Source organism: Serratia sp. 3ACOL1 (genome assembly GCF_003668775.1).
Taxonomy (GTDB): domain Bacteria; phylum Pseudomonadota; class Gammaproteobacteria; order Enterobacterales; family Enterobacteriaceae; genus Chania; species Chania fonticola.
Genome location: NZ_CP033055.1, coordinates 483,115 through 499,904, shown reverse-complemented (window position 1 = coordinate 499,904; position 16,790 = coordinate 483,115). Strand labels below are relative to the sequence as shown.

The 16,790-nt window shown below is 51.8% G+C and carries 14 protein-coding genes; 3 read left to right on the top strand and 11 right to left on the bottom strand.

The annotated features are described in order from the left end of the window. Positions 1 to 112: 112 nt before the first annotated feature. From phnD to D9980_RS02425, 4 genes are all read right to left on the bottom strand, one after another. Positions 113 to 1,045: a phosphonate ABC transporter substrate-binding protein gene (phnD, locus tag D9980_RS02440; protein WP_121606290.1), complete on the bottom strand. Its 933-nt coding sequence runs from the start codon at positions 1,043 to 1,045 to the stop codon at positions 113 to 115. A 43-nt stretch (positions 1,046 to 1,088) separates the two neighbouring features. Then, positions 1,089 to 1,922 (bottom strand): phosphonate ABC transporter ATP-binding protein, encoded by an 834-nt coding sequence (phnC, locus tag D9980_RS02435; RefSeq protein WP_121606289.1) that lies wholly within the window; start codon positions 1,920 to 1,922, stop codon positions 1,089 to 1,091. A 146-nt stretch (positions 1,923 to 2,068) separates the two neighbouring features. Continuing rightward, positions 2,069 to 3,526, bottom strand: coding sequence for a tagaturonate reductase (locus tag D9980_RS02430; protein ID WP_121606288.1), 1,458 nt, complete (start codon positions 3,524 to 3,526; stop codon positions 2,069 to 2,071). 70 nt (positions 3,527 to 3,596) lie between these two features. After that, positions 3,597 to 4,622, bottom strand: coding sequence for a zinc-binding alcohol dehydrogenase family protein (locus D9980_RS02425; RefSeq protein WP_121606287.1), 1,026 nt, complete (start codon positions 4,620 to 4,622; stop codon positions 3,597 to 3,599). A gap of 149 nt (positions 4,623 to 4,771) precedes the next feature. On the opposite strand from D9980_RS02425, the gene D9980_RS02420 reads away from it, so the two are divergent. Together D9980_RS02420 and D9980_RS02415 are read left to right on the top strand one after the other, a co-directional pair. After that, positions 4,772 to 5,677 (top strand): GntR family transcriptional regulator, encoded by a 906-nt coding sequence (locus D9980_RS02420; protein ID WP_024485333.1) that lies wholly within the window; start codon positions 4,772 to 4,774, stop codon positions 5,675 to 5,677. A gap of 210 nt (positions 5,678 to 5,887) precedes the next feature. Beyond that, the gene (locus D9980_RS02415; RefSeq protein WP_121606286.1) at positions 5,888 to 7,246 is read left to right on the top strand and encodes an MFS transporter; all 1,359 of its coding nucleotides are present in this window, start codon (positions 5,888 to 5,890) and stop codon (positions 7,244 to 7,246) included. Between the two features lie 36 nt (positions 7,247 to 7,282). Here the strand turns inward: D9980_RS02415 and trpS are convergent, their stop codons facing one another. Both trpS and D9980_RS02405 read right to left on the bottom strand, forming a co-directional pair. Next, positions 7,283 to 8,290: a tryptophan--tRNA ligase gene (gene trpS / locus D9980_RS02410; protein WP_046808111.1), complete on the bottom strand. Its 1,008-nt coding sequence runs from the start codon at positions 8,288 to 8,290 to the stop codon at positions 7,283 to 7,285. A gap of 204 nt (positions 8,291 to 8,494) precedes the next feature. Further along, entirely contained in the window at positions 8,495 to 9,022 is a 528-nt protein-coding gene (locus tag D9980_RS02405) for a cysteine hydrolase family protein (RefSeq protein ID WP_121606285.1), read from the bottom strand. Positions 9,023 to 9,346: 324 nt separating this feature from the next. Between D9980_RS02405 and D9980_RS02400 the strand changes: the two genes are divergently transcribed. Next, the gene (locus D9980_RS02400) at positions 9,347 to 10,711 is read left to right on the top strand and encodes a polysaccharide lyase family 1 protein (protein WP_162304220.1); all 1,365 of its coding nucleotides are present in this window, start codon (positions 9,347 to 9,349) and stop codon (positions 10,709 to 10,711) included. Between the two features lie 69 nt (positions 10,712 to 10,780). Here the strand turns inward: D9980_RS02400 and D9980_RS02395 are convergent, their stop codons facing one another. The 5 genes from D9980_RS02395 to D9980_RS02375 form a co-directional block, all read right to left on the bottom strand. Next, positions 10,781 to 11,875, bottom strand: a complete 1,095-nt coding sequence (locus tag D9980_RS02395) for a glycerol dehydrogenase (protein WP_121606283.1) — start codon at positions 11,873 to 11,875, stop codon at positions 10,781 to 10,783. A 58-nt stretch (positions 11,876 to 11,933) separates the two neighbouring features. After that, on the bottom strand, positions 11,934 to 13,241 hold the full coding sequence (locus D9980_RS02390) for an MFS transporter (RefSeq protein WP_121606282.1): 1,308 nt from the start codon (positions 13,239 to 13,241) through the stop codon (positions 11,934 to 11,936). Between the two features lie 96 nt (positions 13,242 to 13,337). After that, complete coding sequence (locus D9980_RS02385) at positions 13,338 to 14,858, bottom strand: UxaA family hydrolase (RefSeq protein ID WP_121606281.1); 1,521 nt, start codon at positions 14,856 to 14,858, stop codon at positions 13,338 to 13,340. Positions 14,859 to 14,875: 17 nt separating this feature from the next. Next, complete coding sequence (locus D9980_RS02380; RefSeq protein ID WP_121606280.1) at positions 14,876 to 15,778, bottom strand: dihydrodipicolinate synthase family protein; 903 nt, start codon at positions 15,776 to 15,778, stop codon at positions 14,876 to 14,878. Positions 15,779 to 15,937: 159 nt separating this feature from the next. Beyond that, a complete protein-coding gene (locus D9980_RS02375) occupies positions 15,938 to 16,696 on the bottom strand; it encodes an IclR family transcriptional regulator (RefSeq protein WP_121606279.1) in 759 nt (252 codons plus the stop codon). Between the last annotated feature and the right edge of the window lie 94 nt (positions 16,697 to 16,790).

The window sequence follows — 16,790 nt, the reverse complement described above, 5'->3', positions numbered from 1 at the left end:
TAGGGAGTAAAAACCAGAAAGGCAAGGTATTGCGCAGAGCAATCAACAAGCTCGATCGGTCCCCTCTCCCTGTGGGAGAGGGTTAGGGTGAGGGGCCGGGAACGAAGCCGCCTTAGCGATCGCCCTTGGTCAGCTCACGCTTCATATCGATAATGGTCTGGTATTCCGCCAGCGTGACCTCGCCAATGTGCTGCTTGCCGCCCATCGCCTTGATAAAGCACTGATGGTTGTCGGTATCCAGCTTCTTGATGGCGGTAACCACCTTGGCTTTGAAATCCGCAGGCAGGGAGTTGCTCACCAGGATCGGGCCATTCGGGATCAGCGGCGACTGCCAGATAATGCGGATCTGCTTCATCAAATCCGGATGATCCATACGGATCATGCGGTTGAAGGCTCCGCTGGTATAGCCGGTGTTGTAATCGCCAATCATCGAGGCCCAGGTCACCGCGCCTTCGAACTGGCCGTTCAACACGCCGAGTACGTCCTGCTCATGGCCACCAGAGAAGGTGACGCTGGAGAAGAAGTTGTTGTACTTGTTATCCGGCGTGCCGCCAAATTGCTTCTTGAACACCTGGTTTGGCACCAGGAAACCGGAGGTCGAATCCGGATCCGCAAAGCCGAAGGGTTTGCCTTTCAGGTCTTCCAGCTTTTTGTAAGGGCTGTCGGCTTTCACCACCACCACCGAGTGATAACCGCGTGACTGATCGGTATCATCCACCGCGATCCCCACCAGATCGACCGCCTTGGGATCCTTGATATACACCGAAGCAAACGACGAAGGCGACATGCTCAACACCAGATCGATCTTGCCCCCGAGCAGGCCCTGGATCACGCCAGAGTAGTCGGAAGAGTTACGCAGCTTGGTGTCTACGTTCAGCTCTTTATCGAGAAAATCTTTCACACACTGGTTATCGCCAATCTGTTGGGTGGCGTTCTGCCCACCCAGGATCCCCAGGTTTAACTCTTTCGGCGCTTCCGCTGCACCTGCATTAAATACCATCATTACGCCGGCCATCATGGTGGTCAGTGTGAATACTTTTTTCATTGCGCATGCCCTGTGTGAAAAGGTAGAGGTGACGTTCAAGTGATTAATGGATCTGATTGGCTTCTTCGCCATACAGCTGCTGCAAAATACGTTCGTTGAGCTGCGACGGGTGGCCGTCGAAAATGATTTTGCCCTGGGCGATGCCAATCACCCGGGTGCAGTATTCCCTCACCAGTTCGACCGAGTGCAAGTTCACCATCACCGCAATATCGTTCTCGCTAACTTTCTGTAGCGCATCCATAATGCGGCGGGTGTTTTTCGGATCGAGCGAAGCTACCGGCTCATCGGCCAGCAGAATTTTGGGGTTTTGCATCAGGGCACGGCAGATAGCGACGCGCTGCATTTGGCCGCCGGACAGGTTCTCTGCACGTTGCAGTGCATGCGGCAGCATATTCAACCACTGCAGCAGCTCGATGGCCCGCGCACGGTCAGTATCGTCGAATACTTTGAAGAAGGATTTCAGCGTCGAGGTGTGGCTGAGGCGGCCAAGCAGCACGTTGGTGATCACATCCAACCGGGGGACCAGGCAAAAATCCTGGAAGATCATGCCACAGCGGGCCCGCCACTGGCGCATCTGGCGGGCTGAGAGTTGCGCGATATCCTGTGCAACCCCATCGTCCTCAAAATGCAGCATCTCGCCACAGCTGGAAGGTATAGTGCCGTTCAACGTATGCAGCAGGGTGGATTTACCGGCCCCGGAGCGGCCTATTACCGCCACAAACTCCCCTGCGTGCAGATCAAAATTGATGTCGTCGAGGACGCGTTGCTGAGATTGATAAGCCTTACCCAGCCCTTTTACCGCTAATACCTTGCGTAACGGGATCGGTTGCTGCCCTGGATAGTCGGTCGGTGCCAGTTTTAACAGTGCCTGCGCCATATGATTTCTCTGATTTCAGTGGCTAATCTTATGGGCACCTATTAACGAATAACTGTATGACACGCAGATGATGGTTTTATGGCCGGGAAATGACGTTCAACGCCATTTCCCGTGATTGGCAGGATTAAAATAAGCGAGTAGAGGTTTTATCGGCGTTCTATTTCGCTCAATGCCGCACGCATCCCGTGGTCAAGAATGGCTTGCAGATCGGTGGCCACGGCAACAGTCAGCCCAGGAACGGCATTGAGATTTTGCCCCCAGTGCGCCTCATCGGCCAGCACGCTTTCTACCAACGCCGCGAGCGTCAGGTCGTGATGTTCTACTCCAGCCCACAACGTTGCGAACCTCGTCAGCCAATGGGCGTCATCCTGTAATGCATAGCTACCCGCCTGTCGTTCGCCACGATAGAAGGCCAACAACGCGGCCAAGGCAAAGGTCAGCCGTTTCGGCAGCGCGGCATTTTTCTGTTGGCCAGCCAGCAACTGCGGCAAAATACGCGTGCGGAATTTGGTCATGCCGTTCAGCGCAATCGACAGCAACTGATGCTGAATAAACGGGTTACGGAAACGGTTCTGGACCGCTTCGGCAAATGGCCGTAACTCTTCCTGCGGCAGATCGAGCACCGGCATAATCTCTTCGGTAATGGTGTTCGCCACATAGCCGCCGATCTGCTCATCGCTCATGGCCTCGCCCACGGTATTCAAACCGGCCAGGAATGCCACCGGCACCAGTGCCGTATGCGCCCCATTGAGGATCGCTACCTTGCGTTCTTTATAAGGTTTGATGTCATCGACGATGTGGACATTCAGATCCAACTTATCCAGATGCAGCTCTTGCGCCAGCCACTGCGGGCCCTGGATCACAAACAGGTAGAAATGTTCCGCCGTGTCGAGGAAGCTATCTTGGTACCCCAACTGCTGTTGCCACTGATCTACTTCATCGCGTGGGTAGCCAGTGACGATACGATCGACCAACGTTGAGCAGAAGGTGTTGCAGTCGTTCAGCCAATCGGTAAACGCCTGCGGTAACTGCCACTGTTGTGCATAGCGCAACACGTACTCTTTCAGCGCTTCGCCGTTGTAATCGATCAGCTCACACGGCAGCAGTACCCAGCCCTTGTCTGCGGCACCGTCAAAATGACTGAAACGCTCAAACAGCAGCCGCGTCAACTTGGCCGGGAAGCTGGCCGCCGGAGCGTCGGTGAACTTATCGTCCGCTAAATAACTGATCCCCGCCTCGGTGGTGTTGGAGAACACGAAGCGGATCGCCGGATCCCGTGCCAATGCCAGATAGCTGTCGTACTGGTGGTAAACGTTGATTTCCCGGTTGACCGAACGGATCAGTCGCGGCTCGCAAACCGCTTCCCCCTGCTCATTCAGCCCACGGATAATGGTGGTATACAAGCCATCCTGAGTATTAAGCGAAGGCGGCTGCTGGCTGTCAATTGGCCGCACCACCACCACGCCGGCATTCAGCCCGGTATGCTGGTTTAGCAGGTCGATTTGCCAATCGACAAAGGCGCGCAAGAAATTACCTTCACCGAATTGGATAATGCGATCGGGATATTGCGCGCCAGGAAATTCGCTACGATTAAGTTGTTTCATTATTGCTCCTTGCATCCGGTGATCCCCCAGGTCGTAAATTACTCTCGGCAAGACCTGGGGAGTAATCAAGTTAGTTAAAATGAATCACGCCTTTAATCAGTTGTTTATTATTAATTACTTCCGCTTCATAAATATCTGCCAGCGTGGAAAACTCGAATTGATGAGAAAGCATCATCCCGGCAGTTATTTTTCCGGCAGCCATTAAGCGCCCAACCTTGATAAAGTCTTCTTTGGTCGCATTGCGGCTCCCCATCATGGTGGTTTCCTTTTTATGGAATTCAGGATCGGAGAACTGCAGATCGCCCTTGAACAGGCCGACAAACGTAATGCTGCCACCATGGCGGATCAGGTTGACGCTATGGTTCATCGCATGCTGATTGCCGGTGGCATCAATAATTTTTGCCGCCAACATGCCGGAAAACTGGGCTCTTAAGGCCGCGTCAAAACCGGCGTCTGACGGATCTAACGTGGTCAGCCCAAGCATTTTTTCCACATGACTTCGGCGCTCTGCGCTGGTATCGGCCACGATCACGGTTGCCCCGTCCGCCTTAGCGATAGCCGCAACTCCCAGGCCAATCGGCCCTGCCCCTACCACCAATAGATGATCGCCCTGCTCGATGGCCGCTCGGCGTACGGCGTGAGCACTGATAGAGAATGGTTCAATCAGCGCCGCCGCTTGGGGCTCCACATCATCCACGGCCAGCAGGTTACTCACCGGCACGCTTAAAAACTCGCTAAAACCGCCGTCTTGATGCACACCAATCACCGAGATATTTTCGCAGCAATTGGGCCTGCCGCTGGTGCATGCTCCGCAGTGATGACAGGAAACATAAGGGATCACCGCCACACGCTGCCCGACGCGCAATTCACTAACCTGGCTACCGACGCTGACAATCTCGCCGCATATTTCATGCCCCAGCACCCGCGGGTAGCTGAAGAAGGGTTGCTGACCAGACCAGGCGTGGATATCGGTACCGCAAATGCCTACCGTCAGTATTTTTAGTACCGCTTCGTCCTGCGCAGGCTGCGGTACCGGCCTTTGTTGGTAAACCAGCCGGGTCGGCTCCAGACAAACTAGCGTATTCATTGTGGTCATGATCCCTCCTCCTGTGATGTGGCGCTGTTATCCCGCAAAAAGAACAGGCGTATTGAGCTGATGTGGAGAATTTGTGAGTCAGCACAAATTAAACCGGTTTAAATGGGTTTTAAATGCTTAAAAAACAGCTAAACCCACAGAGGGATCTCATGAGCAGAACGCAAAACCTCCGCCAGAACGTGGTTAATCAGATGATCGACGGCATCATCAAGGGCCATATCCGCTCACCGCTGCCTTCCCAGGCGGGGCTGGCAGAAATGTATAACATCAGCCGCACCACGGTGCGCCATACGCTCACGCACCTGCATCAACGCGGGGTACTGGAGAAGGTCAATGATGATTATGTGATCCTGCGCATGCCGCTGGCAGAAGACGGTTTTGAATGCATGAGCCACTCACTGGACGAGCAAGGCAAGCTGTTTGAGAAAGCGTTCTATCAGATGATTAACCAAAAGCAGCTGCGCGCGGGGGATTCGTTCACCGAATTGCAGCTTTCACGCGCGGTTAACGTCAGCCCGGTAGTGGTGCGGGAATTCCTGCTACGCTTCAGCCGCTTTGACCTTATCGACAACGTACGACGCGGCCAATGGAGCATGAAAAAGTTTGATCAGAACTATGCCGAGCAGCTGTTTGAACTCCGTCAAATGCTGGAAACCCACGCGCTATCACGCTTTATCAATCTGCCCGCACAGGATAGCCGCTGGTTGCAGGCCAAGGAGTTGTTGAACCGCCATCGCGAGCTGCGCGACACCATCAGCGACAATTATCGATTGTTCTCTCAGCTGGATCGTGACTTCCATACCCTGATCCTGTCGGCCGCCAACAATCCGTTTTTCAATCAGTCGCTGGAAATCATTTCGGTGATTTTTCACTTCCACTATCAATGGGATGAAACCGATCTCAAGCAAAGAAATATTATTGCGATTGAAGAGCATATGGCCATTTTAAGCGCCCTGATCTGCCGCAGCGATCAGGAGGCCGCCCGTGAGCTGCACCGCCATCTTGATACTGCCAAACAGTCGATGATCCGTTCCATCAAACAGGATGCTGGCTGATTTTTATTGATAAAAAACCGAGTGAAACGGGATTTAAAACCGATTAAAAACAGCAAAATCGTAAGCGCCGCACGGAACCGATTAAAAAAAGCACCAGGAAACATTTTCGCCGCCTAGGCTCACTGCCGAAAGACATACCGTTGTTAACACCGAACCAGGGCCATGCCCCGGAAGAATAACTATTATTAATACGGAATATAGAGGCGAGTGATGGAAAAGATAACCACCGTGAGCACAGGAAAAGAACCGGCGGACAGTTATTCAGATAGCATTAATCCTATACCCAAAGGCGGCATAGCGGAGCGCTCTGCAAAAATTAAAAAAATCCAGAATACGGCAATGATCCTGTTATTTTTTGCTGCCGTGATTAATTTTCTCGATCGCAGTTCTCTGTCCGTCGCCAACTCCACCATTCGTGAAGAAATGGGGTTGAGCGGTACCGAGATCGGCCTGCTACTTTCCGCCTTTTCGCTGGCCTATGGGATTGCCCAATTACCCTGTGGACCGCTGCTGGATCGCAAAGGCCCGCGTATCATGCTGGGTCTGGGGATGTTTATCTGGTCTGTGTTCCAGACGATGTCTGGCATGATCCACAATTTTACCCAGTTTATCTGGGTGCGTATCGGCCTGGGGATCGGCGAAGCGCCAATGAACCCTTGCGGCGTGAAAGTCATCAACGATTGGTTCAACATCAAAGATCGCGGCATGCCGATGGGGATCTTTAACTCGGCCTCCACCATCGGGTTAGCCATCAGCCCACCCATCCTCACCGCCATGATGCTGTTGTTAGGCTGGCGCGGGATGTTCATCACCATTGGTTTACTGGGCATTGTCCTGTCCATTGCATGGTACATGCTGTATCGCAACCGCGAAGACATCAAGCTCAACGAGCAGGAGCAAAGCTATCTCAACGCCGGTAGCGTCAGCGCACGCCGTGAGCCGATGAACTTCAAGGAATGGCGGTCGCTGTTCAAAAACCGCACCATGTGGGGGATGATGATCGGCTTTAGCGGCATCAACTACACCGCCTGGCTGTATCTGGCCTGGCTGCCGGGCTATCTGCAAACCACCTACCATCTGGATCTGAAAAGTACCGGTATGTTGGCGGCAATCCCGTTCCTGTTTGGGGCGGCGGGCATGCTGTCAAACGGCTTTGTCACCGACTTCCTGGTGCGCCGCGGCATGGCTCCGCTCAAGAGCCGTAAAATCTGTATCGTCGCCGGTATGCTGCTTTCCGCAGGTTTTACCTCCGTCGTGGCACAGGCCACCACCACCACCAGTGCGGTGGCATTAATCAGTATGGCGCTGTTCTGTATCCACTTTGCCGGTACCTCCTGCTGGGGGCTGATCCACGTGGCGGTCACTTCCCGTATGACCGCCTCGGTGGGCAGCATTCAAAACTTTGCCAGCTTTGTGTTCGCTTCGTTTGCCCCGGTGATCACCGGCTGGATCCTGGATACTACCAACTCATTCAGCCTGGCACTGACCATTTGTTCCTGCGTTACCCTGATCGGGGCGCTGTCTTACGTGTTTATCGTCAAACACCCGATCACCGACAGCGCGGCTTGATCGTCAGACTTTCCCTCTCCAACCGGAGAGGGATCCTCAATCCAGGGCAAAAAAATCCAGACCTAGCGCGGACTTGACCTGTGCCAAGGTGCCCTGAGTCACCTGATTGGCCCGCTGGCTGCCCTCTCTCAGGATGCGCATCAGCTCGCCCTTATCGGCGCTGTACTCGGCCCGCCGGGTGCGGATAGGCTCCAGCAGGGTTTGCAGGCAATCCTCCAACAACCGTTTAATCTTCACGTCACCCAAGCCGCCCTGACGATAGTGATCCTTCAACTGTGCCACCAGCGCTGCGTCCTCGCAAAACGCGTCCAGATAGGTGAATACCATATTGCCTTCCACCTGGCCGGGATCGCTGACGTTCAGGTGGTTGGGATCGGTAAACATGCTCATCACCGCCTTATGCACTTCGTCGGCGCTGGCCCCCAGCATGATGGTATTGCCGCGTGATTTCGACATCTTGCCCTGCCCGTCCAGCCCCGGTAGCCGACCAACGCGGCTCAGCAACGGCTGGCACTCCACCAGCACCTCGCGATCGACGATGCGGTTAAAGCGCCGGACAATTTCGTTGGTTTGCTCCAGCATCGGTAACTGATCTTCCCCAACCGGCACGTGAGTCGCCCCAAAAGCGGTGATATCCGCCGCCTGGCTGACCGGGTAAATCAGGAATCCGGCAGGCAGGCTACGTGAAAAGTCTTTCTCGATGATTTCGCTTTTCACCGTGGGGTTACGTTCCAGGCGGGCAACGGTGACCAGATTGAGGTAATACATCGTCAGTTCTGCCAGCGCCGGAAGCGCCGATTGCAGGCACAGCGTGGTCTTGGCAGGATCGATCCCCACCGCCAGATAGTCGGCCACCACGTTTAGCACGTTGGCACTGATTTTTTGCGGATTGCTGCCGTTATCGGTCAGCCCTTGCAGATCGGCCACCATCACCGTTTGCTGATGATGATGCTGTAGCTCAACGCGCTGGCGCAGTGAACCGACGTAATGGCCCAAATGCAGTGAACCGGTGGCGCGATCGCCAGTCAGAATGGTGTAACTCATAGCCTTGCTCCTGGAAGTATACAGACCGCCGGATCAACGCATATAAAAATGCCGCCAAAACCGGCGGCATTAAAAATGAGGGATGAATACCCGTGCCGCCCTTAGAAAAGGCGCCACCAGCTAAAACAAGATGTGAACTGCGGGAAGATATTCATTCAGCTACGTTACACTCCGCTCAGAACCGCGTCAAGAGCGACATCCGGCTCAGAAACTCACTTCGGCTGTAGGCACGGCGCGGATCGCTACACCAAAACTTTCGATACTCGACAAGGTGGCATTATGGTGAGTACGGATCTGTAGCCCACTGGCGTGGGGTTTGTCATGGCTGGTATGTGCATCTGCCGCCAGCACCACCGGGTAACCCAGGCCAGCGGCCCGGCGGGTGGTGGTATCGACGCAGTATTCAGTGGAATAGCCGCAGATCACCAGTTGTGTGACCCCTTCGGCAATCAGCAGCTTGCCCAGATTGGTGCGTAAAAAGGAATCCGGCGTGGTTTTATCAACCCGATGATCCCCTGCCTGCACCTGCAGCTCCGAATGGATCTGCCAGGCTGCACTGCCTGCTGGCAGCTCTTCATGAGCCGTCTGATGCTGAATAAAAATCACCGGCGCACCAGCCTGCCGGGCGCGTTCACTCAGTTGATTAATCCGCGTAAGCACCTGCTCGGCCTCTGCCGGTGGGGGATTAAACAGGCCCTGCTGCACATCGATGATTAATAACGCTGACTTCATGGCAAACCCCGTTGGTGGAATGAGTGACCCTCGATACTAAGCCAAAAAACGGCGTTTAGACATGCCCTAAAGATAAAAACTTCCCGGCAAAAACTTGAGTCACAACACAAAATGAAACAGTATTTTTATAAAAAAGAAATTAAGTTCTATAGTTAACTTAGCTTACCGATAGCGCGGTAATGCCATGTGCCTCTCACGAGGTTCCTATTCAGCATGGAGGTTGTTTCTACCGTTGAAACAGGAGGTAAGAAAGCGTGTTTCAGCGCTAATGAGATTGGCAGGCATGCTGAAGAAACGTTAAAGAGTTTTATGACAGGAGTCATTATGCATCAATACTTTACTGTGCGACGTGCGGCCCTGGCCAGCACTATGGCGATCATGCTCGGCGCCAATTTAGCCTATTGCACGCCAGCAACGGCCAACGATCTGGGGCGTGAAATATTAGCTAAAAGCGACGGCTGGGGATCTTATGGCCCCGGAGTGACCGGCGGCAGCGCGGCCGACAGTAGCCATGTTTTCGAAGTCAGCACCTGGCAGGAACTACGCACAGCGCTCGGAGGGAGCAACGCCCAGCGTGAAACCACACCACGGATTATCTATGTCAAAGGCACCATCAATGCCATGGAAAAACATGAGGGTGAAGGCGTATATACCTGCGAAAGCTTGGCCAACCAGGTCATCGTTTCCGACACTGGCTCAGCCTTCAGCATGGCCGATTTTATCGAGCATTTTAATCCCGAAGGCCCTTGGGGGATGGTGACGCCTTCAGGCCCATTGGAAGACGCACGGGTGGCCGCAACCAAGCTGCAAAGCCAACAAATACAGCAACGTTTTGGCTCTAACGTAAGCCTGATCGGCGTCGGTAAAGATGCGCATATTATCGGTGCTCATCTGCTGGCCAAGGAGGTCTCGAACGTAATCGTACGTAACCTGCGGATCTCCGACGCTTACGATTGCTTCCCTGAATGGGACCCAACCGATGGCAGTGCCGGAAACTGGAATAGCCTGTACGATAATCTGTCGATCATGACCACCGAGCACGCCTGGATCGATCATGTCACGCTGGACGATGGCGAGCACCCGCGCCAGTCCTTACCGAAGGTTTATGGCCGATTATTCCAGGTACACGATGGCCTGTTGGACATGACCCATGGCAGCAACTATGTCACAGCTTCCTACAATATCTTTGACGATCACGACAAGGTAAACCTAATCGGTTCCTCCGACTCACGCATCGACGATCGCGATAAGCTCAAGGTCACGATGCACCACAACCACTGGCGCAATCCGGGCCAGCGAGCGCCACGCGTCCGCTTTGGCCAAGTGGATGTCTTTAACAACTACGCCGAGATCCTCGCGGCCCAGGACTTTACCAGCCTGTGGGGGGTGGGGATTGAATCTGCTATCTATGCGGAAAAAAATGCCATCGATCTGGCCAGCGGCATCCCGGCCAGCAAGATCATCAAACGTTACGTAGGCAAGCACATTTTCACCAGCGATAACCTGGTCAACGGCACGCCAACCGATCTGCTGGCGGTGTATAACGCCTCGGTTTCCGCGGCAGATCAGCTCACGGACAACGTAGGTTGGGTTCCTACGCTGCGGTTGCATGTTGACGAGGTGAGTGAAGTCAAAGCCATCGTCACCAGCCAGGCTGGTGCCGGTATCATTGACAGTACCCTGCCCTGATTAGGCTGCTGGCAGGTATTTCCTACCTGCCAGCATTTCAACACGGCGATGGACTTGCCGGCTTGTAGGTCAGACGAGTCTACGTTGCCCAAACACATCGGCAGTACTCAGAGCCGCCACCAGCCCCTGAGGAGTGATCGAATGCGGTTCGTTTTGCATAGTCTCTCCGGGCTGGCAACTGGCGTGAGCTACCTGCAGCAGTTCCTCATCAGTTACCTCAGCCAAGCCGATCTGGGCCAGCGTTGTCGGTAACCCCACTTCTTCGCAAAAACGGTACACCCTATCAATAATCTCTGGTTCCCGATCGGTCAGCATCAACATGGCAAGAGTACCAAACGCCACCTTTTCACCATGCCAATAATCACGAGTCTGTGGTAACACAGTCAAACCGTTATGGATAGCGTGCGCAGCAGCCAAACCACCACTTTCAAAGCCTAAACCTGAGAGCAGAGTGTTAGCCTCAATCACATGCTCAAGTGCTGGCGTCACCTGATTCTTTTCACAGGCACTTTTGGCCAGCACGCCATATTTCAGCAAGGTGTCGTAGCATAATTTCGCCAAGCCAAAAGCAGACATCGGCCCTGGCCGCGTAGTCATATTACCCGCGCCTTTTATCCGGCAATCTTCCGCCTCAAACCAGGTAGCCAGTGCATCCCCCATTCCTGAAACCAAAAAGCGTACTGGCGCTTCAGCGATTACCTGAGAATCCACCAGCACCAAATCGGGATTTCTCGGGATCATCAGATAGCGTTTAAACTGACCTTCCGGGGTATAAATCACCACTAACGAACTGCATGGGGCATCCGTAGAGGCCAACGTGGGTACAATGGCAATAGGCTTTTTCATCGCCGCGCCGGTGGCTTTCGCCGTATCCAATGTTTTTCCACCGCCAATACCGACAATAACATCAGCCCGATAGGATTCGGCCAAAGCAGAAATACGGCTAATCTCTTCGTCAGAACATTCGCTGTTAAAGACTTCGACAAGAAACTCAACCTTTCCTTCTAATGCCAGGCTAATCTGAGTACCTAATTTCTGATGGACAACGGGATCTTGTAACACCAGAGCCCGTTGCCCCAGACGGGATAATTCCTCACCCAGAAGGCAGGAAATAGCTCGAGCCCCCTGTACATAGCGCCCAGGGAAAACTGCTGTCGTGATCATATTACTTCCTTACGATTTTTAAATAACAGAGAGAAATATTGAGGCTAATTAATTTATTCTAACTTTCTAACTCCATTTTTTTGTCGAAATTAATTAGCAACGAACAAATCAAGTAACCTATGGCAGCGGCCGCGAAGAACATCATGGCAATATAATAATTACCGGTGAGTTGGACGATAAAACCAATTAATATTGGAATAATGGCGGCAAATAAGTTACTGCTAAAATTCATAGTGCCACAAATAGTGCCTGCCACTTTTTGTGCCCCGAGCAATGAAGGGATAGACCAATAAACACTTGCCCAGCGAAGAGGGAACATGGCGATCCCTAACAACACTACCGCAGCAACTGGATGATTGATATTGGCACAGATAAAGATCCCCACGCCAGCAGTGACCGCTGAAATACCCAGCATGGTGTGCATGACCTTGTTGGTATCAGCACCTGAATTTCTCCAGCGGTCAATGATATACCCCCCCGTGAGTTGGCCTACAAAACAAAGCAGGAAGATAAAAGCCATGGCACCCCCCATCGACTTGATATCAAACCCATAGGTCTTTTGAAAATATAAGGGTAGCCAGGTCATTAAACCATAGAAAACAGTACTATAACAAACCCACCCACCGATCAACGCCAAGACATTTCGCTGTTTCAAATAAGGGATAACGTCCTTGATTTTGTATTTTTCAGCTTTTTTAGTAGCAAACTCATTATCTTTTGTAATGTGTTCGAGTTCGGCCTGATTGATTTTCGGGTGTTCATGAGGATAGGTTCGGATATACCACCAGGCCAGAACACCGGCCAGCATGGTGCCTATACCGGCAATAATGAATGCCATGCGCCATGAGCCAAAGAAAGCGATCAACCAGGTCAGAATCACCGCGCCCAAGGCCGTGCCTAACGCCGCCCCACCATCCAGCAGCATAGATCCGCGCCCACGCTCTGTCGGTGTCAGCCAGGTCCCCATCAGTTTGGCACCAGCAGGCATAATAGGCGCTTCAGATAGGCCTAGCCCCACGCGAGACAATGCCAATAAACTGGTGGTATGGCACAAGGCCGCAATCGCCTGGAAAGCTCCCCATAAAATGGTGGCCCAGGCAATAATGGTACGAGTTTTGAATTTATCTGCCAATACTCCGCTGGGTACCTGCATTAAGGCATAGGCCCAAAAGAAAGTACTGTGTAATAAGCCAACCACGATCGTATCCTGGATATTAAACTCCTCAACGATATATGGCATGGCAATGGCCAGAGAAGTTCGATCTATGTAATTTGTTGCACCTAACAGCAATAGTATTAAAAATATATTCCACCTAACATGGGTTGGTGAAGCGTTATAAGAAACCTCACTCTTTATTATAGACATGATTTTCTCCTGGCTATGTGCGACACATAGAATAGTGGATACACTATCAATTAAAGGGATTGAGCCCGAAATTTAATCGGGCACAATTGAAAACAATTACATAATTGAACCTATATTCCATGGCACGAACTCCAGGCTGCCATAACCGAACTGTTCACTTTTAGTTTTTCTTCCCGAGGCCATTTCAAGGATCATGATATAAAGCCGTTCACCCGCCTCGGCTATGGTTTCCTTACCTTCCACAACATCGCCGCAGTTCATATCCATATCTTCCCGCTGACGGTTCCACAACGTGTTGTTGGTGGCCATTTTCAGGCAAGGAGTGGGTTTGCTGCCAAAAGCCGACCCGCGACCGGTGGTAAAACAAAGCAGATTTGCCCCGCCGGCTATTTGCCCAGTAACGGCGATTGGGTCATAACCGGGAGTATCCATAAAGACCAACCCTTTGGCCGTAACGGGCTCGGCATATTCATACACTTCAACCAGGTTTGAGGTACCCCCTTTAGCGATACCGCCCAACGATTTTTCCAACACGGTGGTTAGTCCCCCAGCTTTATTACCTGCCGAAGGATTATTGTTCATTTCACTCTTGGTACGCTTGCAGTAATCTTCCCACCAATCAAAACGGGCAATAAGCTTTTTACCGACCTTCTCAGAAATCGCCCGCCGGGTTAACAGATGCTCTGCGCCATAAATCTCTGATGTCTCAGACAGAATCGCTGTTCCCCCCTGCTGCACAATTTTGTCAGCGGCATAGCCCAATACCGGATTGGCAGAAATGCCGGAGTAACTATCCGAACCACCACATTCGAGGGCAAGAATGATTTCTGAAACAGGCACCGCTTCACGTTTGACCTTATTGGCCTGCGTGAGCATACCGTCGATAACCGCAATACCCTTACTAATGGTTTTCTGAGTACCACCGGTTTCCTGAATCGTCAAGGTATGCAGCGAGGATCCCTCCTCAAGCCCTTCAACCTGCATGAGATCTTTTATCTGGTTTGATTCACAACCCAATCCGATGATCAGCACACCGGCAAAATTGACGTGGCGGGCGTAGCCACTCAATGTCCGACGCATCACAATCATGGCTTCACTATCAAAGCCAATGGCGCAACCAAAACTTTGTGGCAGTGCCACAATGCCATCCACGTTTGGGTAATCGTCCAACCCAACTTTTTTATAGTGATCCTCGATGGCCCTTGCCACCGTGGCACTACAGTTGACCGTGGTCAGAATGCCAATGAAGTTACGGGTTGCTACCCGACCATCTTGCCGTTTGATGCCCATGAAGGTATCGATTCTTTCGGGCTTAGGCAGGGTTACGGTATCCTCCCCGAAAGCGTAATTACGGGTAAAATCCCCCATCCCCAGGTTGTGCATGTGGATATGCTCACCGGCTCTGATCGGCTGTGTGGCAAAACCGATAATCTGGCCGTAACGTTTCACGGGCGCACCCACTGCAATATTGTACAAAGCAACTTTATGCCCTTCCGGAACCTCATTCAGGACTGTAATTCCCTCTGTGGGGAGAAGGGTGCCAGCCTCAATGTGTGTCCGCGCGATCACGACATCATCATTAGGATTAATTTTAATAACAGGATAGACATTGCTCATTTCAGTTATCCTCTTGGTTACCTAATCGCACTAAGAATTTCTTTCATCTGTTCAATTTTTTCAGCAGAAAGTTTCCTGGTAGGTGCAACCACTTCCGTTGAGATATCAATACCACTGGCTTTAATGGCTTCTTTGATGACCCCAAAGAAAGGAGTCTCCAGGGCATATAGCGATGAAAGCCTGGCAAGACGACGTTGTAAGGCAAAAGCTTTTTCATAATCCTTGTTGATGAAGGCCTCATAGATGCCGCCGGTCACTTCAGGAGCAAAATTGAAGGTGGCAGGAATACCGCCATGCCCGCCAAGGATCAAGGTATCAAGCATATATTCGTCGTAACCAGAAAAGATAATAAAGTTTGGTCTAAAAGCGTGAACTCGATTGATAATTTCGCGCGTGTGGCTGATGTTATCAATCGTATCTTTAATGCCAACAATATTGGGCACATCCCTGGCAAGGCGTGTGATGACGTCGAGACCAATGTCCTGTCCGGTTAGGGCTGGGAAGTTGTACAGAAATACCGGTAACGTGAGCGCTTCTGCAATTGTGCGATAGTGCTGATAAATATACTCTTCATTTAACTGAGCATAATAAGGGTTAACCACTAATACCGCATCGGCGCCGATGGCCGCCGCATGCCTGCCATAATCAATAGTTTCCGCCGTACCCGACGCCGCAATACCCAGCAGCACCGTCACCCGGCCTTCTATGTATTGAACACAGAATTCTGCTACTTCAAGACGTGTTTCATGTGACAGATGGCAAAACTCGCCTCCACTACCGAGGATCAATACGCCTTGAGCACCGGCAGCAATGACATGATCAAGCAGCATCCCCATGCCCTTTCTATCAAGCTTACCGTTTTCATCCACCACAGTAGGAACCGGGGGAAATACACCTCTGAATCTATTCACCGTTGCCACCTCACCTTGTTCTATATATGGAACTGATGTTCCGCATAAAGAAAATGATGCGCGAAATGAGGCATTGAGTCAATCCGCTCAAAGAGTGAACTGTGATCGTTCTCTGATTTATCGCATTACTACAAGATTAGGTGGGGGCAGGCCAGGGTATTACCTGGCTCAGGCTTTGATCAAAGTACTCAGGAGGGAACAGGTATGTTGCACCTGATTGGCAATCTCTTGCCATTTTTCTTCGGGAAGTTGGAAAAGCACCCCAGAAACGCTGATTGCAGCGATAACGTCCCCCTGAGCATTACGCACCGGAGCGGAAATACAGCGCACGCCGATGCAATCCTCCTCATCATCACAAGCCCAGCCACGCTGACGAATTTCAGCCAATTGTTGTTTGTAGATGGCTCGTCTGGTGATGGTTTTTTCCGTATAGGCAGTGAAAGGTTCGCTTTCTGGCAACAAATCGTCGATCTCTTGCTCTGCCTGCCAGGCCAATAGCACCTTTCCCAATCCGGAACTGTATAGAGATAACCGTTTCCCTTCCCAGCTGCGCACCACAACAGCCTGCGGGCTTTCCATTTTAAGCAGGTAGATGGCTGCACCACCTTCAAGAACACCCAGGTGGCAGGTTAGATTGGTGCTGTCACGCAGCTCTGCCAACAACGGAGTTGCAACGGTTTTGATATCAAAGTGTTGGATAGCCTTATTGCCCAGTTCAAACAACAACAAGCCCAATGAGTATTTATCCCGTTCCTGGCGCAGCATTCCATGAGCCACCATTGCATTTAGCAACGTGGAGGTACTGCTTTTGGGCAAATCTACCCCCAGATAGATTTGGCTGAAGGTCGCATTCCCTTTTTCAGCCAAAAAATTACAGACGCGAATTGCTTTATCAAGAGCCGGGACTGGTGTCGTTATCGTCTTCATTCGATTGTCAGTTTGCAAGAGAACTTCATGAAAGATCAGCGGTAATGGTAACGTTTTTAGCAGGATAAGTATTCATTAAATGTCCAATATCACA

Coding starts and splice junctions, on each gene's coding strand:
- phnD (WP_121606290.1), bottom strand. CDS start 1,045: ATGAAAAAAGTATTCACACTGACCACCATGATGGCCGGCGTAATGATG.
- phnC (WP_121606289.1), bottom strand. CDS start 1,922: ATGGCGCAGGCACTGTTAAAACTGGCACCGACCGACTATCCAGGGCAG.
- D9980_RS02430 (WP_121606288.1), bottom strand. CDS start 3,526: ATGAAACAACTTAATCGTAGCGAATTTCCTGGCGCGCAATATCCCGAT.
- D9980_RS02425 (WP_121606287.1), bottom strand. CDS start 4,622: ATGACCACAATGAATACGCTAGTTTGTCTGGAGCCGACCCGGCTGGTT.
- D9980_RS02420 (WP_024485333.1), top strand. CDS start 4,772: ATGAGCAGAACGCAAAACCTCCGCCAGAACGTGGTTAATCAGATGATC.
- D9980_RS02415 (WP_121606286.1), top strand. CDS start 5,888: ATGGAAAAGATAACCACCGTGAGCACAGGAAAAGAACCGGCGGACAGT.
- trpS (WP_046808111.1), bottom strand. CDS start 8,290: ATGAGTTACACCATTCTGACTGGCGATCGCGCCACCGGTTCACTGCAT.
- D9980_RS02405 (WP_121606285.1), bottom strand. CDS start 9,022: ATGAAGTCAGCGTTATTAATCATCGATGTGCAGCAGGGCCTGTTTAAT.
- D9980_RS02400 (WP_162304220.1), top strand. CDS start 9,347: ATGCATCAATACTTTACTGTGCGACGTGCGGCCCTGGCCAGCACTATG.
- D9980_RS02395 (WP_121606283.1), bottom strand. CDS start 11,875: ATGATCACGACAGCAGTTTTCCCTGGGCGCTATGTACAGGGGGCTCGA.
- D9980_RS02390 (WP_121606282.1), bottom strand. CDS start 13,241: ATGTCTATAATAAAGAGTGAGGTTTCTTATAACGCTTCACCAACCCAT.
- D9980_RS02385 (WP_121606281.1), bottom strand. CDS start 14,858: ATGAGCAATGTCTATCCTGTTATTAAAATTAATCCTAATGATGATGTC.
- D9980_RS02375 (WP_121606279.1), bottom strand. CDS start 16,696: ATGAAGACGATAACGACACCAGTCCCGGCTCTTGATAAAGCAATTCGC.